Origin of the sequence: Clostridium aestuarii (assembly GCF_026735135.1) — a bacterium.
GTDB lineage: Bacteria > Bacillota > Clostridia > Clostridiales > Clostridiaceae > Clostridium_H > Clostridium_H aestuarii.
The window spans coordinates 638,096-655,197 of the sequence record NZ_JAPQER010000001.1 but is presented as its reverse complement, the minus strand read 5'-3'; the positions used below and the strand labels follow the sequence as shown (position 1 = coordinate 655,197).

The window sequence follows — 17,102 nt, the reverse complement described above, 5'->3', positions numbered from 1 at the left end:
ATTTTAACAAGGGGGAATTATGGTGGGAAAATATATTATGGCATTGGATCAAGGTACAACAAGTTCAAGATGTATAATATTCAATAAAAAAGGTGAGATAATAAGTGTAGCACAAAAGGAATTCGAGCAAATATATCCAAAAGCAGGATGGGTTGAGCATGATCCAATGGAAATATGGGGAACTCAAGTAGGAGTGGCGCAAGAAGCTCTTGCTAAAGCAAATATAAGTCCGGAAGATATAGCTGGAATAGGTATTACAAATCAAAGAGAAACAACAGTTGTATGGAACAAGAACACAGGAAAACCAGTATATAATGCTATAGTATGGCAGTGTAGAAGAACAGCAGGGTATTGTGATAAATTAAGAGAAAAAGGAATGGATAAAAAGATTAGAGAGAAAACAGGTCTTGTGTTAGACGCATATTTTTCAGCTACAAAAGTAAAATGGATACTTGATAATGTTGAAGGTGCTAGAGAACAAGCAGAAAAAGGGGAATTATTATTTGGTAATATTGATACATGGTTAATCTGGAATCTAACAAAAGGAAAAGTTTATGTTACTGACTATACAAATGCGTCAAGAACGATGTTATATAATATACACGAGTTAAAATGGGATGAAGAACTTTTAGAAATACTTGATATACCAAAATCAATGCTTCCAGAAGTAAAACCATCTAGCTATATATATGGTAAAACTAATAGAGAAATTCTAGGAGCAGAAATTCCAATTGCAGGAGTTGCAGGTGATCAACAAGCTGCATTGTTTGGGCAGACTTGTTTCAAACCAGGTACTGCCAAGAATACTTATGGAACAGGATGCTTCTTATTAATGAATACTGGCGAAAAAGCAGTAGATTCTAAGAGTGGATTACTTACAACAATAGCAGTAGGTATAGATGGAAAGGTAGAATATGCTTTAGAAGGTAGTGTGTTTATAGGAGGAGCAGTTATTCAATGGCTTAGAGATGAACTTAGAATGATAAAGAGTGCACCAGAATCAGAAAAATATGCTACAGCAGTAGAAGACTCAAATGGAGTATATTTAGTACCAGCGTTCGTTGGGCTTGGAGCACCATATTGGGATCAATATGCAAGAGGAACAATGGTTGGACTTACAAGAGGCGCTAAAAAAGAGCATATTATAAGAGCAGCAGTAGAATCAATGGCATATCAAACTTATGATGTGTTAAAAGCAATGGAACAAGATTCAGAAATTAAACTTAAAGAGTTAAAAGTAGATGGAGGAGCATGTGCAAATAATTTCTTAATGCAATTCCAATCAGATATTTTAGGGGTAAATGTTGCAAGACCAGAAGTAATAGAAACTACAGCCCTAGGGGCAGCATATTTAGCAGGACTTGCAGTTGGATATTGGAAGGATAAAGAAGAAGTTGCACAAAACTGGGCAATATCAAGAACTTTCAATTCTTCAATGGAACAAGAAAAGACTGAGGAATTGGTTGAAGGATGGCATAGAGCAGTAGAAAGATCTAAAAAATGGGAAGAAAATTAATAGTGTAAAATAAAAAAGAATACTTTTTATTAAGTTGATTTTGGCTATTGACGTTTTGTCAATAGCTTTTTTAGTTTGTAATTGATATTATAAATATTTTAAATAAACGCATATATAATAACAAGGGTTATAATCTGATAAATGTAAAAAAATACAAAAAAATACTTGTAATGGAAAGGAAAGTAGTGTATTATAGAATTACAATAAATAACATATTTAAGGCAGAGATATGAGAGCCGTTTTTAATATGAGGAGAAATCCTTATATTAAAAGCGGTTTTTTTATAACACTTATATAAACGTTTACAGTGTTCATTTTAAACTATACTGCATGTAGTATAAGCTATTTTATTAAAATTTAAGGAGGTATTCAAATGTCAAATTTTATGGCGGAATTTTTAGGAACTTTAATTTTGATTTGGTTAGGTGATGGAGTAGTTGCTTCTGTTTCACTTAACAAAAGTAAAGGTAAAGATGGAGGCTGGATAGTTGTAACAGTTGCTTGGGGACTAGCAGTTGCGATTCCTGCATATATTTTTACAGGAATTAGTGGAGCACACATAAACCCAGCTGTTACAATAGCTAATGCAGTTGTTGGTAATTTGGCTTGGAGTCAAGTACCATCATATGTAGCTGCACAAATGTTAGGAGGTATTGTTGGTGGAGCATTAGTATGGTTAACTTATTTACCACATTGGGAAGTAACAGAAGATAAGGCTGCAAAGTTAGGGGTGTTTTGTACAGCACCAGCAATAAGAAATACTGGAGCAAACTTTTTATGTGAGTTTTTAGGAACTGCATTATTAGTATTTGGTTTAATGGGATTAGGGCAAGCAGAAATGGTAGCAGGAATTGGTGCTTTTGCAGCAGGCTTATTGATAGTTGTAATAGGACTTTCACTTGGTGGACCTACAGGATATGCAATTAATCCAGCTAGAGATTTAGGACCTCGTATAGCACATGCTATTTTACCTATAGCAGGAAAAGGTGATTCAGATTGGGGATATTCATGGATACCAGTTTTAGGACCTATAGTTGGAGGAATAGCAGGAGCATTATTATTTGTATCAGTATTTTAAAGGTATTTTATAAGGTTATATTATAAGGTTTTATCAAATTTTTTATAAAAGTTTAAGTTTTACAATATAAATACTTATTTTAACAAGGGGGAATTATGGTGGGAAAATATATTATGGCATTGGATCAAGGTACAACAAGTTCAAGATGTATAATATTCAATAAAAAAGGTGAGATAATAAGTGTAGCACAAAAGGAATTCGAGCAAATATATCCAAAAGCAGGATGGGTTGAGCATGATCCAATGGAAATATGGGGAACTCAAGTAGGAGTGGCGCAAGAAGCTCTTGCTAAAGCAAATATAAGTCCGGAAGATATAGCTGGAATAGGTATTACAAATCAAAGAGAAACAACAGTTGTATGGAACAAGAACACAGGAAAACCAGTATATAATGCTATAGTATGGCAGTGTAGAAGAACAGCAGGGTATTGTGATAAATTAAGAGAAAAAGGAATGGATAAAAAGATTAGAGAGAAAACAGGTCTTGTGTTAGACGCATATTTTTCAGCTACAAAAGTAAAATGGATACTTGATAATGTTGAAGGTGCTAGAGAACAAGCAGAAAAAGGGGAATTATTATTTGGTAATATTGATACATGGTTAATCTGGAATCTAACAAAAGGAAAAGTTTATGTTACTGACTATACAAATGCGTCAAGAACGATGTTATATAATATACACGAGTTAAAATGGGATGAAGAACTTTTAGAAATACTTGATATACCAAAATCAATGCTTCCAGAAGTAAAACCATCTAGCTATATATATGGTAAAACTAATAGAGAAATTCTAGGAGCAGAAATTCCAATTGCAGGAGTTGCAGGTGATCAACAAGCTGCATTGTTTGGGCAGACTTGTTTCAAACCAGGTACTGCCAAGAATACTTATGGAACAGGATGCTTCTTATTAATGAATACTGGCGAAAAAGCAGTAGATTCTAAGAATGGATTACTTACAACAATAGCAGTAGGTATAGATGGAAAGGTAGAATATGCTTTAGAAGGTAGTGTGTTTATAGGGGGAGCAGTTATTCAATGGCTTAGAGATGAACTTAGAATGATAAAGAGTGCACCAGAATCAGAAAAATATGCTACAGCAGTAGAAGACTCAAATGGAGTATATTTAGTACCAGCGTTCGTTGGGCTTGGAGCACCATATTGGGATCAATATGCAAGAGGAACGATGGTTGGACTTACAAGAGGTGCTAAAAAAGAGCATATTATAAGAGCGGCAGTAGAATCAATGGCATATCAAACTTATGATGTGTTAAAAGCAATGGAACAAGATTCAGAAATTAAACTTAAAGAGTTAAAAGTAGATGGAGGAGCATGTGCAAATAATTTCTTGATGCAATTCCAATCAGATATTTTAGGAGTAAATGTTGCAAGACCAGAAGTAATAGAAACTACAGCGCTAGGGGCAGCATATTTAGCAGGACTTGCAGTTGGATATTGGAAGGATAAAGAAGAAGTTGCACAAAATTGGGCAATATCAAGAACTTTCAATTCTTCAATGAAACAAGAAAAGACTGAGGAATTGGTTAAAGGATGGCATAGAGCAGTAGAAAGATCTAAAAAATGGGAAGAAAATTAATGAAAGATATAATTGAATTTCAAATCAATATATGATATAATTAATTACAAATGGAATATTAAATAGGCCGAGAAATAGAGAGCCTTAATTTGAAGGGAAAATAGATCCCTTTAGATTAAGGCTCTTTTTGTTAATTTGAAGGAGGAATATTATGTTTGATATTACAATTATAGGTGCTGGAGTTACAGGTTGTGCAATTGCTAGAGAATTATCTAAGTACAAATTAAAGATTTGTGTATTAGAAAAAGAGATTGATGTAGCTTGTGGTACAAGTAAAGCTAACAGTGGTATTGTACATGCAGGTGAAGATCCTATTCCAGGTACACTTAAAGCTAAATTAAATGTTAGAGCAAATAAAATGTATGATAAGCTTAAAGAAGAATTAGATTTTCCTTTTAAGAGAAATGAGTCTTTAGTTTTATGTTTTGATGAAAACGATATAGATAAGCTAGAAGCTTTAAGACAAAGAGGAATAAAAAACGGTATTCCAGATACAATGGAAGTTTTAAATAGAGAAGAAGCCTTAAAATTGGAACCAAATTTAGCAGATGGTGTTGTAGCAGTATTAAGACTTCCAACTGGTGGAATAGTTTGTCCGTATGAATTTACTATTGCTCTTGCAGAAAATGCATATATGAATGGTGTAGAGTTTAAATTTGAAACAGAAGTGCAAGAAATAGAAAAGTTAGAAGACGAATATAGATTAAAAACGAATAAAGGTACTATACAGACAAAATTAGTTATAAACGCAGCTGGTGTACATGCTGACGAATTTAATAATATGGTAAGTAACAAAAAAATTAAAATAATACCACGAAAAGGAGAATATTGTTTATTTGATAAATCAGCAGGAAATCTTATCTCAAGAACTTTATTCCAACTTCCAACTAAAATGGGTAAAGGAGTACTTGTTACACCAACAGTGGATGGCAATTTATTAATAGGTCCGAGTTCAGTAGATATTGACAATAAAGAAAATGTGAATACAACAAGAGAAGGAATAGATTCTATACTAGAAAAAAGTAAGAAAAGTGTAAAGGGAGTACCTATGAGACAGGTAATAACTTCATTTACAGGACTTAGAGCACATGAAGTAGATAGTGATTTTATTATAGGTGAAGTAGAAGATGCTAATAATTTCATTAATGCTGCAGGAATTGAATCCCCAGGGTTAACTAGTGCACCAGCTATAGGTGAAATGGTTGCTGATATAGTTGTTGAAAAATTATCACCAGAAAAAAATGAAAAGTTTAATCCTATAAGAAAAGATATTCCTAAATTTAGAGAAATGAATAATGAAGAAAGAAGAAAGCTTATACAAGAAAATGCAGACTATGGCAAAATAGTATGTAGATGTGAAACAGTAACTGAAGGAGAAATATTGAATGCTATAAGAAGACCTTTAGGTGCTAGAACATTAGATGGAGTAAAGAGAAGAACAAGAGCTGGAATGGGAAGATGTCAATCAGGTTTCTGTTCAAATAGAATTGTAGAATTGTTAGCAAGAGAATTAAATATACCTCGTACCGAAGTAACTAAATATGGTAGAAAATCTAATGTGCTAACAGGAAAGATTAAAGAAGATATTAAATAGGAAAGAATGGGGGACTTTCAAATGCAACAATATGATATAGTAGTAATTGGTGGAGGACCAGCGGGACTTGCAGCAGCAATAAAAGCTAAAGAAGAAGGAATAGATAATATTTTGATATTAGAAAGAGATGGTCACTTAGGTGGAATCCTTAATCAATGTATTCATAATGGATTTGGACTTCATACATTTAAAGAAGAATTAACAGGACCAGAATATGCTCAAAGGTTTATAGATAAAGTACAAGAATTAGAAATACCATATAAATTAAATACAATGGTATTAGATTTAAATAAAGATAAAGTTATAACGGTAATAAATAAAGAAGATGGATTAGTGCAAATAAAAGCTCAAGCAATAATACTTGCAATGGGATGTAGAGAAAGACCAAGAGGAGCTATAAATATACCAGGAAGCAGATGTGCAGGAATATATTCTGCTGGTACAGCGCAAAAATTTGTAAATATTGAAGGATATATGCCAGGTAAAGAAGTGGTTATATTAGGTTCAGGAGATATAGGACTTATAATGGCAAGAAGAATGACTTTTGAAGGAGCAAAAGTTAAAGCTGTAGTAGAACTTATGCCTTATTCAGGTGGATTAAAAAGAAATATTGTCCAGTGTTTAGATGACTATGGAATTCCTTTAAAATTATCACATACGGTAACAAAAATAGAAGGAAAAGATAGAGTTGAAGGAATAATTATAGCAAAAGTTGATGAAAACTTAAAGTCTATACCAGGGACTGAAGAACACATAAAATGTGATACGTTATTACTATCAGTTGGTCTTCTTCCAGAAAATGAACTTTCAAAAAGTGCGGGAGTTAAACTTTCAAATGTAACTGGAGGACCACAAGTTAACGAAATTATGGAAACGAGTGAAGATGGTATTTTTGCTTGTGGTAATGTACTTCATGTACATGATTTAGTTGATTTTGTTACTCAAGAAAGCTATAATGCAGGTAAAAATGCTGTTGATTATATAAGAGGAAAGAAAGTTAAGGGAGAAAGTGTAAAACTTATAGCAACAGAAGGTGTTAGATATACTGTACCTGTAGAAATAAATCCTGAAAATGTAGAACAAGATGTAGATGTTAGATTTAGAGTTGGCGGGGTATTTAAAGATAGCTATGTTTCTGTATACTTTGATAATGAACGTGAAATACACAGAAAGAAAAGAGTTTTAGCTCCTGGTGAAATGGAAACAGTAAAACTTACAAGAGCAGTGTTTGAAAAATATCCTAACTGTAAAACAATTACTGTAAAAGTGGAAGGAGAATAGAGTATGGCTATGAGAGAATTAACTTGTATACAATGTCCTATTGGATGTCATTTAGAAGTTGAAATAGATGGTGATAAGGTAGTGAAAGTAACTGGAAATACATGTCCAAGAGGAGTAGTATATGCAGAAAAAGAATGTACAAATCCTACAAGGATTGTAACCTCTTCAGTTAAAGTTGAAGAAGGAGAAATAGATGTATTGTCTATTAAGACAGAAAATGATATACCAAAAGGAAAAATATTTGAGTGTGTTAGAGCTTTAAAAGGAATATGTGTAAAGGCTCCAATAGAAGTTGGCGATATAATAGTTGAAAATGTTGCAGGAACAGGTGTTAATATAGTTGCAACTAAGAAAATAAGGAAGAGAAATTAATACATTTGAATAGATTAAATATAAAATGTAATAAAAGTACAGCAAGACTGTTTTTAGTTTGCTGTACTTTTATATTTTTTTCAGTTTTTAATGTAAAAAACAGGAACTTATTAAGTTAAAGAAAGTTTTAAAGTGTAAGAATATACACTGGTGATATAGCTCAAAAATTTATAAAAATCGAAAGATATATGGTGAGAAAAAATTAAATTTAACAATAATTTAATTATTAAGAAATATGTAATGATTCTAAAAATTACCTATATATTGACAAAATAATAATAATAAATTATAATATATTACAATAAGTAAAATATATGTATAAATATGAATTCAATTGTAGAAATAAATGATAAGAACTAGTAACATTATCAAAAAAGTTGAAAAATATAGAGTATTGAAGAATATTTATTAAAGATGTAATATAAAACTGAATTAAGTATTGAGGATGAGAAATGGAGAAAGCCTCGTTTTAAAAGATAGATGTGAAATACTATCTTTAAAACGAGGCTTTTAATGTTTTTTGAAAACGTTTTTTATAAAAATTTTGTTTTATAGTATAAGAAATATATGTATCAAAAATGTTAATAATTTTGTAAAAATATCGCTTGTATAAGCTATAAATTTACTTAAATTATAAAATTAGATCTAAAAGGAAGGGGTAAAATAAAATGATAGGATTTTTAAAACCAGCACCTCATGTTGAGCGTTTACCAAAAGATAAAATTGACTCTACTTATAAGAGGTATCGTCTCCAAGTTTTTTTAAGTATTTATATTGGATATGCGATTTACTATTTTGTTAGAAGTAACTTTTCAATAGCTAAAAGTTATATGATAACACAATTAGGGTTTACAAAAACAGAACTTGGATTTATAGCTTCTGGGTTAGGAATAGCTTATGGAATAAGTAAGTTTGTAATGGGAAGTTTTTCGGATAGATCTAACCCAAGATATTTTTTACCAATAGGACTTATATTATCTGGAATTGCTAACCTATGTTTAGGATTAACAGCAAGTATACCAATCTTATTTATGTTAATGACAGTAAATGGATGGGTTCAAGGTATGGGATGGCCTCCATGTGGAAGAACAATGACACATTGGTTCTCAGATAAAGAACGTGGAGTTAAAATGTCTATTTGGAATACTGCTCATAACTTAGGTGGTGGATTAATAGCTACAGTAGCAGTTATAGGTGTTACTATGTTTGATGGAAGCTACAAAGGCGCTTTTTACTTACCAGGCATAATAGCAATTGTTACAGGAGTATTATTTATGATATTTGCAAAAGATACTCCACAATCATTAGGATTACCACCAATAGAAGAATATAAAAATGATTATCCAGAATTTGGTATGGAAGTAGAGGATAGGGAAAAAGAGTTAACAACTAAAGAGATATTATTTAAATATGTATTAAATAATAAGTTTTTATGGATTATTGCTATAGCTAATTTATTTGTTTATCTAGTAAGATATGGAGTTCTTAACTGGGCACCAGTTTATTTACAACAAGTAAGAGGGTTTGATAAAACACAAGCAGGATGGGCTTTTGCATTATTTGAGTATGCTGCTATACCTGGTACTATTATAGTAGGATGGATAAGTGATAAGATATTCCACGGACGTCGTGCACCAGTTGGAGTGTTTTGTATGATAGGTGTTGCAATTGCTACATATATATATTGGAAAAGTACAAGCTTAATAGCTATAGATATAGCATTGGCATCAGTAGGAGCTTTAATTTATGGACCTGTTATGCTTATAGGTGTTTCTGCACTTGACTTAGTTCCTAAAAAAGCTGCAGGTACTGCTGCTGGATTTACAGGGCTATTTGGTTATATGGGTGGAGCTGTATTAGCAGAAGTATTATTAGGCAACATATTTGATAAGTTTGGATGGGATGGAGGATTTATGCTATTAGTTGCATCTTGTGTTTTTGCAATAGTATTTCTATCATTCACATGGAATGTTCACGATAGAACTGAAAAAGATGAAAATGAAAAAGACGTTGCTTGTTAATGAAGTTTAATTAAATTGAAAATATGTTACTAATGGTATAAAATTTAAAATAAAGACTTAATTTATTATAGGCTGCATTTAAAAATTAAATGCAGTTTTTCTTTAAATATAGAGCAAATATAAGGAGGATAAAGATATGAAACAGTGGGAAGAAACGCTTATTGAAAATCCAGTAGTTGCAGCTATTAGAAAAGATAATGACTTACAAAGAGTAATAGAAAGTGAAGTTAAAGTTGTATTTATATTATATGGAAATATAATAAATATATCTTCTATATGTAAAAAATTAAAAGATAATAATAAAATTGTATTTATACATGTAGATTTTATTGAAGGACTAAGAGGAGACCATGCAGGAATAGATTTTATAAAAGAGCATGTACAACCAAGTGGAATAATTACTACAAAATTATCTAATGTAAAATATGCCAAAAAGATTGGATTATTAACAATACTTAGAATTTTTCTAATAGACTCCCTGTCACTACAAACAGGAATTAAAAATTTAAAAGAAATATTACCTAGTGCGGTAGAAATTATGCCTGGAATTGCTAATAAAATAATTAAAAATATAAAAAAAGAAGTAAAAATTCCAGTAATAGCTGGTGGATTGATAGAAAGTAAAAAAGATGTTATAGATGCTTTATCCGGTGGAGCAATTGCTGTATCAACTTCAAAATATGATTTGTTAAGTTTATAGAGTTACTCATTATATTGTAATTGAGGAAATTATATGATTTTAAAGTTTAATGGTACATAAAAAATGTCATACATGGGTGTGGGAGGGAAATACGAGATTTCTATCCATGTATGACATATGTGTTTATCTACTAATAAATTATAATGGTTACTTTAGCTTATTAATAAATAATTTTATTAAATTTGTATTAAAATAAATATAATAAAATTATTTACCTTCACTATATATTGTATTATTAGTTTATTTTAATGTCAATAAAAGTATTAGTATAAATTGAATAATTATAAAATTTATTAGAGGTAAAATTAATTTATTAAGATTTTAAATGCATTATTAATAAAAAGTTAAAAAATCAATAGAAGTTAAAGTCTTGTAGGTAAAGATTATTAAAGGTATAATAACTATTAAAGGTTATTCTCGTTAACCAAAAATTATGGTAGGTGTCATACTATGAATATAAAAGATATAATGATAGGCAGAATAAATATACCACTTAAACAAGCTTTTAAAACTGCAATAACTACTATAAATGAAGTTGATGAAGTTGTAATAAAGATAATTACAGATAATGAAAAAGTAGGTATAGGCTCTGCTGTGCCAAGTGCACAAATAACAGGTGATAGTGAAAAATCAATAATTGACGCTATAAATTTAATTAAAGATAAGATTATCGGAATGAATATTGATAATTTAGAAGAAATTATGTCAACAATAGATAATACAATAAGTGGAAACACAAGTGCAAAAGCAGCTTTAGATATGGCTGTTTATGATTTGTTTGCACAGAAATATAATATACCATTATACAAGTTGTTTGGAGGAAGTAAAAAAAGTATTGTTACTGATATTACTATTAATCTAGGTACTCCAGAAGAAATGGTAAGAGAAGCAATGCAGGCTATAAATAATGGATTCAAGCATTTAAAGGTAAAAGTAGGTACCGATCCTATTATGGATTTTAAAAGAGTGAAATCAATAAAACAGGTAGCAAGAAAAGGTATAAATATAAGAGTTGATGCTGATCAAGAATGGACACCAAAATCTGCTGTTAAAATAATAACTAAATTTGAAGATGCAGGATTAGATATTGAATTTGTTGAGCAACCAGTAAAAGCTTGGGATATAGAAGGATTAAAGTTTGTAACAGACAATGTACGTACAGATATCTTAGCAGATGAAGCTGTGCATTCAAGTAGGGATGCACTAAAAATTATGCAAATGAGAGCTGCAGATTTAATTAATATAAAACTTATGAAATGCGGAGGTTTTCATAATGCTTTAAAAATATGTAACATTGCTGAAACTATGGGTGTTAAATGTATGATGAGTTGTATGGCTGAAAGTAAAATAGGTGTAACTGCGGCAGCTAATCTTGCTATGGGTAAAAAAAATATAGTTAATACAAATCTTGATATGATTATGAATTTTGAAAGTGATCCTGTAGTAGGAGGAGTGGAATTTGAAGAAAACATTATTACTGCTAGTGATATTCCAGGGCTTGGAATTATAAATATAACTGGTTGGGAAGAAATTATATAATAAGTATATATTTATATATGAACTTAAGATAATTATTTTAAATTTATTAGTAGGAGGACATAACAAGATGTTTAAAAATAAAAAGATTAAATATCTTATGTACTATGTTATAGGTGTTATGGGTTTGATTCTTGTATTAAACTCAGTATGGAGAAGTTTTAAAACAGAACACATTAAATATAGTACTTTTGAGAAAATGCTTACAGAACAGAAAATTAAAGAAGTACAAATAACTAAAAACCAAATAGTTATTGTTCCTAAAGAGGAAGGAATAAGTCAAAAAATATTGTACACAGCCAATATATATGATGAAGATTTATTAAAAAAGCTAAAAGAGTCAGGTGTAGAATATGATGGACCAGTAAGTAATAATGATCCTATTAAAAACTTTTTCTTTGAGTGGGTATTACCAATTGCAATATTTATGCTTATTGGAAGAATACTATTTGGAAGTATGGAAAAAAGAATGGGTAGTGGAGTCATGTCCTTCGGAAAGAATAATGCTAAAATTTATGCTGAGAATGAAACCGGAAAGACTTTTAAAGATGTGGCTGGACAAGATGAAGCTAAAGAATCTTTAGTTGAAATTGTTGATTTTCTGCATAAACCACAAAAATACGTGGAAATAGGTGCAAAACTTCCTAAGGGTGCACTGCTTGTAGGACCCCCAGGAACAGGTAAGACATTGCTTGCAAAAGCTGTAGCAGGAGAGGCAAAAGTTCCATTTTTCTCAATGTCAGGTTCTAGCTTTGTTGAGATGTTTGTAGGTATGGGAGCAGCGAGAGTTAGAGATTTATTTAAGCAAGCGGAAGAAAAGGCACCATGTATAATATTTATTGATGAAATCGATGCTATAGGAAAAAGTAGAGATACTGCAATGGGTGGAGGTAATGATGAAAGAGAGCAAACATTAAACCAACTTCTTGCTCAAATGGATGGTTTTGATTCTTCAAAAGGTGTTGTGATATTAGCTGCAACAAATAGACCTGAAATTTTAGATAAAGCATTATTAAGACCAGGTAGATTTGATAGAAGAGTGATTGTAGATACTCCTGACTTAAAGGGAAGAGAAGCTATATTAAGAGTTCACGCAAAGCAAGTTAAAATGTCTGATGATGTAAATCTTGATAATATAGCAAAAGCTACTCCTGGAGCAGTAGGAGCAGATCTTGCTAATATGATAAATGAGGCAGCACTTATTGCGGTTAAGAATGGAAGAAAAGTTGTTATTCAAGAAGATTTAGAAGAAGCAATTGAGATAATAATTGCTGGTAAAGAGAAAAAAGACAGGATAATGTCAGATAAAGAAAAGAGAACTGTTGCTTTTCATGAAGTTGGTCATGCGTTAGTTGCAGCCTTATTAAAACATACAGATCCAGTACATAAAATAACTATTGTTCCAAGAACAATGGGGGCATTAGGATATACTATGCAGCTGCCAGAAGAGGAAAAATATTTGATAAGCAAAGAAGAAATGATGGATAAAATATCTGTGATGTTGGGAGGAAGAGCAGCTGAGGAAGTGGAATTTAGTACTATATCAACGGGAGCATCCAATGATATAGAAAAATCAACTCAAACTGCTAGAAATATGGTTACCATATATGGTATGACAGAAAAATTTGATATGATGGGACTTGAATCTATTTCCAGTAGATATCTTGATGGAAGACCAGTGCAAAATTGTAGTGCTCAAACTGCAGCTATTATAGATGAAGAAGTATTAGATATAATAAAAAAAGCACATAAGAAATCTATAGAAATATTAGAAGAGAATAAAGAACTTCTTACAATTATATCAAATAGACTTATTGAAAAAGAAACTCTAATGGGTGAAGAGTTTATGAAAATGGTTAATGGAGATTTTGAAAACGAGCAGTTGATAGGTGATAATGATGAAGAAAATCAAAATGAAAAAGAGAATAGTAATATAGTATTAGATAAACAAATAGAAGAAGATTATAAACAAGAAGGTAAAATTGAATAAATTTAATGCTTAATAAAGAACTTAGAGTACATGATTTACATATGATAGTAAATTATGTACTCTTACACATTATTATAGATGAGGAATAAAAAAGAAAGCGAGGATAGAAAGTGGAAAATAAAGAAATGCAAAAAGAGATACAAAAAGAGATAGAATTAGAAGCAGAAAAACAAAGGGTTGAAGAAACTGTTGAAATAATAAAAAAAGAAATTTTAAACTATATAAATAAAAGAAAACAAGTAACTGAAGTTTTGATAAATACCAGAAAAAAAGCTGTTGAAGAATATAGAGATGATGAAGATAAATTGCTTGAGTATTTTGATCATGAAAGATTTATTAAAGAGGAAAGTTTTAAAGCTATAGATAGAAAACTTAAAGAAATGACTGTTCTTCAAGGGTCACCTTATTTTGGTAAGGTTAACTTTTTGGAAAAAGAATTTAATGATGAAGAGGAAGTATACATAGGTAGATTTGGTTTAACACAAGAAGAAGCTTATGAACCGCTAGTTTTAGATTGGAGAGCTCCAGTTGCTTCGCTTTTTTATGCAGGAAAACTTGGAGAGGCAAAGTATGAAGCACCTATGGGAGAAGTAAAAGTAGATATAGAAGGTAAAAGACAGTTTATAATAAAGAAAGAAAAGCTTGAGGGAATGTTTGATTCAGCTATTGATGTAAAAGATGAAATTCTTCAAATGGTACTTAGTAAAAAAGCTGAACAAAAATTAAAAGATATAATAATGACAATTCAAGAAGAGCAAGATAAGTTAATAAGACAGCAAAGAAATAAAACAATAATTGTGGACGGAGTTGCTGGTAGTGGTAAGACTACTATAGCGTTGCACAGAGTTGCATATTTACTTTATAATTATAGAAAAATTCTTCAAGATAAGGTTTTGATTTTAGGACCTAATAGTATTTTTATGGAGTACATTTCAACAGTGCTTCCTAGCCTTGGAGAAATAGGGGTAAGGCAGCAAACTTTTAATGAATTTGCATTAGAATTTTTAGATTTATCTAATATTATGAGTACTGGAGAGTACATGGAAAAAGTAATAAATAAGGAGAAATCTTTTATCGACACTATGATAGTTAAAAACTCTGAAGACTTTATAAAAGAATTAGATAAATTTATAGATACCCTAAATGAAAGATATTTTATTATACAAGAACTTGTTTTTAATAATGAAATACTAGTGCCAAAGTTAGCTATTAAAGATTTATTTGAATATTATAAATCTATGCCTTTATTTAGAAGAAGTAAAAAGATTAAAAGGATATTATATTCTAAAATTAGCGATAGAAGAGATGAAAAAGTTAGAGATATAGAAAAATGGTATAAAAATAAGATTTCTAGCTTGAATGAAGAACAAAAAAATATTGAAGAAAGTAACTTAGCTTTTAAGAGAAAATTAAAAATAAGAGAAGTTATTAAAGAAGTTATGGTTGCGAAAGAATCTGTTAAATGGTTAGACAATGAAGATGTTGTTCAATTATATAATGGGTTAAACGGAAATAGGCAATTAACAGCTGATGATTTAGCTCCTATTTTGTATTTAAAAATAAAGCTAGAAGGTTTAAAATTAGATGAACAAATTAAACATGTAGTTATAGATGAAGCACAAGATTACAGTTTACTTCAATTTAAAGTGATTAAAGAGTTAACTAAGTGTAGTGCTTTTACAATAGTAGGAGATAAAAATCAAAGAATACTACCAATTTTAGGTGAAATACCTATGCTTCAATTGGAAAAAGTATTTGATGAAATAGAATATTTTAAATTAAATAAGAGTTATAGATCTACTAAAGAAATTATGGAGTATGCAAATAAATATTTACAAGAAGAAAAAATAGTTCCTATAGTTAGAAGTGGAGAAAAAGTTGTTGAAAGGAATTTTGGTATTAAAGAAGAATTTGTAAAAGAAATTCATACAAACATACATAAGTTACAAAAGGAAGGCTTTGAAAGTATTGCAGTAGTATGCAAAAATATAAAGGAAACCAAGGAAATATCAGATTTAATAAAGGAAAAAACAGGAATTAAGGTTCTGGATAGAGAGGATATGATATATAGTAAAGGTCAAATTATTATCCCATCTTATTTTGCAAAAGGATTGGAATTTGATGCAGTAATAATAATTAATGAACAAGCTAAAAATAATGAATCAGAAAAAATAGAACAAAATGAAGAGAAGCTAATGTATGTTATGGCAACAAGAGCACTGCATAAACTGTTTATTTACAATCTAGATTAGATAAATAAAGACCATAAATATAGAAAATTTCTATATTTATGGTCTTTAAGTTTAAATTTAAACTATAAATTTTATGAGTTTTTAAAATATACTTTTTCTTTTAAAATCTTTTTCATATATCAGAATTTTATTTATAGTTTGAGTACCGATTTCTTCCGTTTTATCAAAATTCATATTTGGAATATAGTATTTTTCAAGTTCATCATGTAGTGATTTTGCTTTTGCTATAATTTTAAGACCAGTGTTGAGAAGTAAATAGAAGTTTTCTATATCTTTCTTTATTTCTTCCATGTTATTTTTTAACATGTTTTTATTTAAATAATTGTCCATATTAATTTGATAACCTTTAAATTTTTTCTGATTTATCTCATTAGAGGTTAAAATTGCAATATTAAGAGCAGGTATTACAATATGTTCAATTTTTTCAGGAATTAAAGCATCGTGATATACTTCAACAAATAAACCACGTTTTAAGGCTTCTTTATATATATAAGTTAGAACGGAAGTTTTTCCAGTACCAGGTCCACCGTTTAATACATAAATATCTTTACAATCTCTATATATTGAATCAATATAAGTTACTATCCCATTTGGGGTGAAGGCAGTAGCAAATAAGTGTCTACTGTTTCCCATAGTTGAAACCTTAAAGTTTGTTAGTATTTTATTTTTTAATTCTTCTTTTAAATTATTTAATTTAGATAAATTTAAAGCTTGAGTGTTATAGCTGCTCCAATCGTCATGTATAGTTTTAGCAGCTCCAATATAGTGATAAGCATGTTTGAAAGTTTTTCCAACCTGTTTGTTTATAGATATAATTTTATTTCTACAATCTTTAAACCCATTTTCATTCCAACATTCACCCATATTTAAAATTTCATCAACTGCTCCAGGATTTATAGGATCAACTACATGTGGTGAGGTATCGTAAACACAAAAGAAAAGATAAAAATAAGTATAGCTATTTGATTACCTATAGATAAAATGTAACTAAGATTTAAAAAGGAAATTTCAAGAAATAGATAATAGTATATTAAGATTATAATGTTGAAATTATATGAAATATTAACAATAAATAATAGAGAAAACTTTCATTTTAAAATCACTCATATATCAATGAGTGGTTTTTATTATGAGAATACAAAAGTAAGAGACTTAATATATTTTATATAA

12 protein-coding genes are annotated in these 17,102 nt (G+C 29.9%); 11 read left to right on the top strand and 1 reads right to left on the bottom strand.

Annotated elements, in window-relative coordinates; genetic code table 11:
• The first annotated feature begins 22 nt into the window (after nucleotides 1-22).
• From glpK (OW763_RS02750) to OW763_RS02700, 11 genes are all read left to right on the top strand, one after another.
• Nucleotides 23-1,516, top strand: a complete 1,494-nt coding sequence (gene glpK / locus OW763_RS02750; protein WP_268039529.1) for a glycerol kinase GlpK — start codon at nucleotides 23-25, stop codon at nucleotides 1,514-1,516.
• 373 nt (nucleotides 1,517-1,889) lie between these two features.
• Nucleotides 1,890-2,594, top strand: coding sequence for an MIP/aquaporin family protein (locus tag OW763_RS02745; protein ID WP_268039528.1), 705 nt, complete (start codon nucleotides 1,890-1,892; stop codon nucleotides 2,592-2,594).
• 98 nt (nucleotides 2,595-2,692) lie between these two features.
• Nucleotides 2,693-4,186: a glycerol kinase GlpK gene (gene glpK, locus OW763_RS02740; protein ID WP_268039527.1), complete on the top strand. Its 1,494-nt coding sequence runs from the start codon at nucleotides 2,693-2,695 to the stop codon at nucleotides 4,184-4,186.
• Nucleotides 4,187-4,337: 151 nt separating this feature from the next.
• Entirely contained in the window at nucleotides 4,338-5,780 is a 1,443-nt protein-coding gene (locus tag OW763_RS02735) for an NAD(P)/FAD-dependent oxidoreductase (protein WP_268039526.1), read from the top strand.
• A gap of 21 nt (nucleotides 5,781-5,801) precedes the next feature.
• A complete protein-coding gene (locus tag OW763_RS02730) occupies nucleotides 5,802-7,061 on the top strand; it encodes an NAD(P)/FAD-dependent oxidoreductase (protein WP_268039525.1) in 1,260 nt (419 codons plus the stop codon).
• A gap of 3 nt (nucleotides 7,062-7,064) precedes the next feature.
• Complete coding sequence (locus tag OW763_RS02725; protein WP_268039524.1) at nucleotides 7,065-7,433, top strand: DUF1667 domain-containing protein; 369 nt, start codon at nucleotides 7,065-7,067, stop codon at nucleotides 7,431-7,433.
• Nucleotides 7,434-8,101: 668 nt separating this feature from the next.
• Nucleotides 8,102-9,454 carry an MFS transporter gene (pgtP, locus tag OW763_RS02720; RefSeq protein WP_268039523.1) on the top strand — a complete coding sequence of 451 codons (1,353 nt, stop codon included), beginning with the start codon at nucleotides 8,102-8,104 and terminating at the stop codon, nucleotides 9,452-9,454.
• A 136-nt stretch (nucleotides 9,455-9,590) separates the two neighbouring features.
• Nucleotides 9,591-10,154, top strand: a complete 564-nt coding sequence (locus OW763_RS02715) for a glycerol-3-phosphate responsive antiterminator (RefSeq protein WP_268039522.1) — start codon at nucleotides 9,591-9,593, stop codon at nucleotides 10,152-10,154.
• A 450-nt stretch (nucleotides 10,155-10,604) separates the two neighbouring features.
• Nucleotides 10,605-11,693 (top strand): dipeptide epimerase, encoded by a 1,089-nt coding sequence (locus tag OW763_RS02710; RefSeq protein WP_268039521.1) that lies wholly within the window; start codon nucleotides 10,605-10,607, stop codon nucleotides 11,691-11,693.
• A 67-nt stretch (nucleotides 11,694-11,760) separates the two neighbouring features.
• Nucleotides 11,761-13,680, top strand: coding sequence for an ATP-dependent zinc metalloprotease FtsH (gene ftsH, locus OW763_RS02705; RefSeq protein WP_268039520.1), 1,920 nt, complete (start codon nucleotides 11,761-11,763; stop codon nucleotides 13,678-13,680).
• A 110-nt stretch (nucleotides 13,681-13,790) separates the two neighbouring features.
• Entirely contained in the window at nucleotides 13,791-15,932 is a 2,142-nt protein-coding gene (locus OW763_RS02700; RefSeq protein WP_268039519.1) for a HelD family protein, read from the top strand.
• Nucleotides 15,933-16,013: 81 nt separating this feature from the next.
• Here OW763_RS02700 and OW763_RS02695 read toward each other — a convergent pair whose 3' ends face one another.
• Complete coding sequence (locus OW763_RS02695) at nucleotides 16,014-16,796, bottom strand: ATPase (protein WP_268039518.1); 783 nt, start codon at nucleotides 16,794-16,796, stop codon at nucleotides 16,014-16,016.
• Nucleotides 16,797-17,102: the final 306 nt, after the last annotated feature.

Bases quoted from the DNA above. Each gene is read 5' to 3' on its own strand.
- OW763_RS02745 (WP_268039528.1), top strand. From the start codon at position 1,890: ATGTCAAATTTTATGGCGGAATTTTTAGGAACTTTAATTTTGATTTGG.
- OW763_RS02735 (WP_268039526.1), top strand. From the start codon at position 4,338: ATGTTTGATATTACAATTATAGGTGCTGGAGTTACAGGTTGTGCAATT.
- OW763_RS02730 (WP_268039525.1), top strand. From the start codon at position 5,802: ATGCAACAATATGATATAGTAGTAATTGGTGGAGGACCAGCGGGACTT.
- OW763_RS02725 (WP_268039524.1), top strand. From the start codon at position 7,065: ATGGCTATGAGAGAATTAACTTGTATACAATGTCCTATTGGATGTCAT.
- pgtP (WP_268039523.1), top strand. From the start codon at position 8,102: ATGATAGGATTTTTAAAACCAGCACCTCATGTTGAGCGTTTACCAAAA.
- OW763_RS02715 (WP_268039522.1), top strand. From the start codon at position 9,591: ATGAAACAGTGGGAAGAAACGCTTATTGAAAATCCAGTAGTTGCAGCT.
- OW763_RS02710 (WP_268039521.1), top strand. From the start codon at position 10,605: ATGAATATAAAAGATATAATGATAGGCAGAATAAATATACCACTTAAA.
- ftsH (WP_268039520.1), top strand. From the start codon at position 11,761: ATGTTTAAAAATAAAAAGATTAAATATCTTATGTACTATGTTATAGGT.
- OW763_RS02695 (WP_268039518.1), bottom strand. From the start codon at position 16,796: ATGGGTGAATGTTGGAATGAAAATGGGTTTAAAGATTGTAGAAATAAA.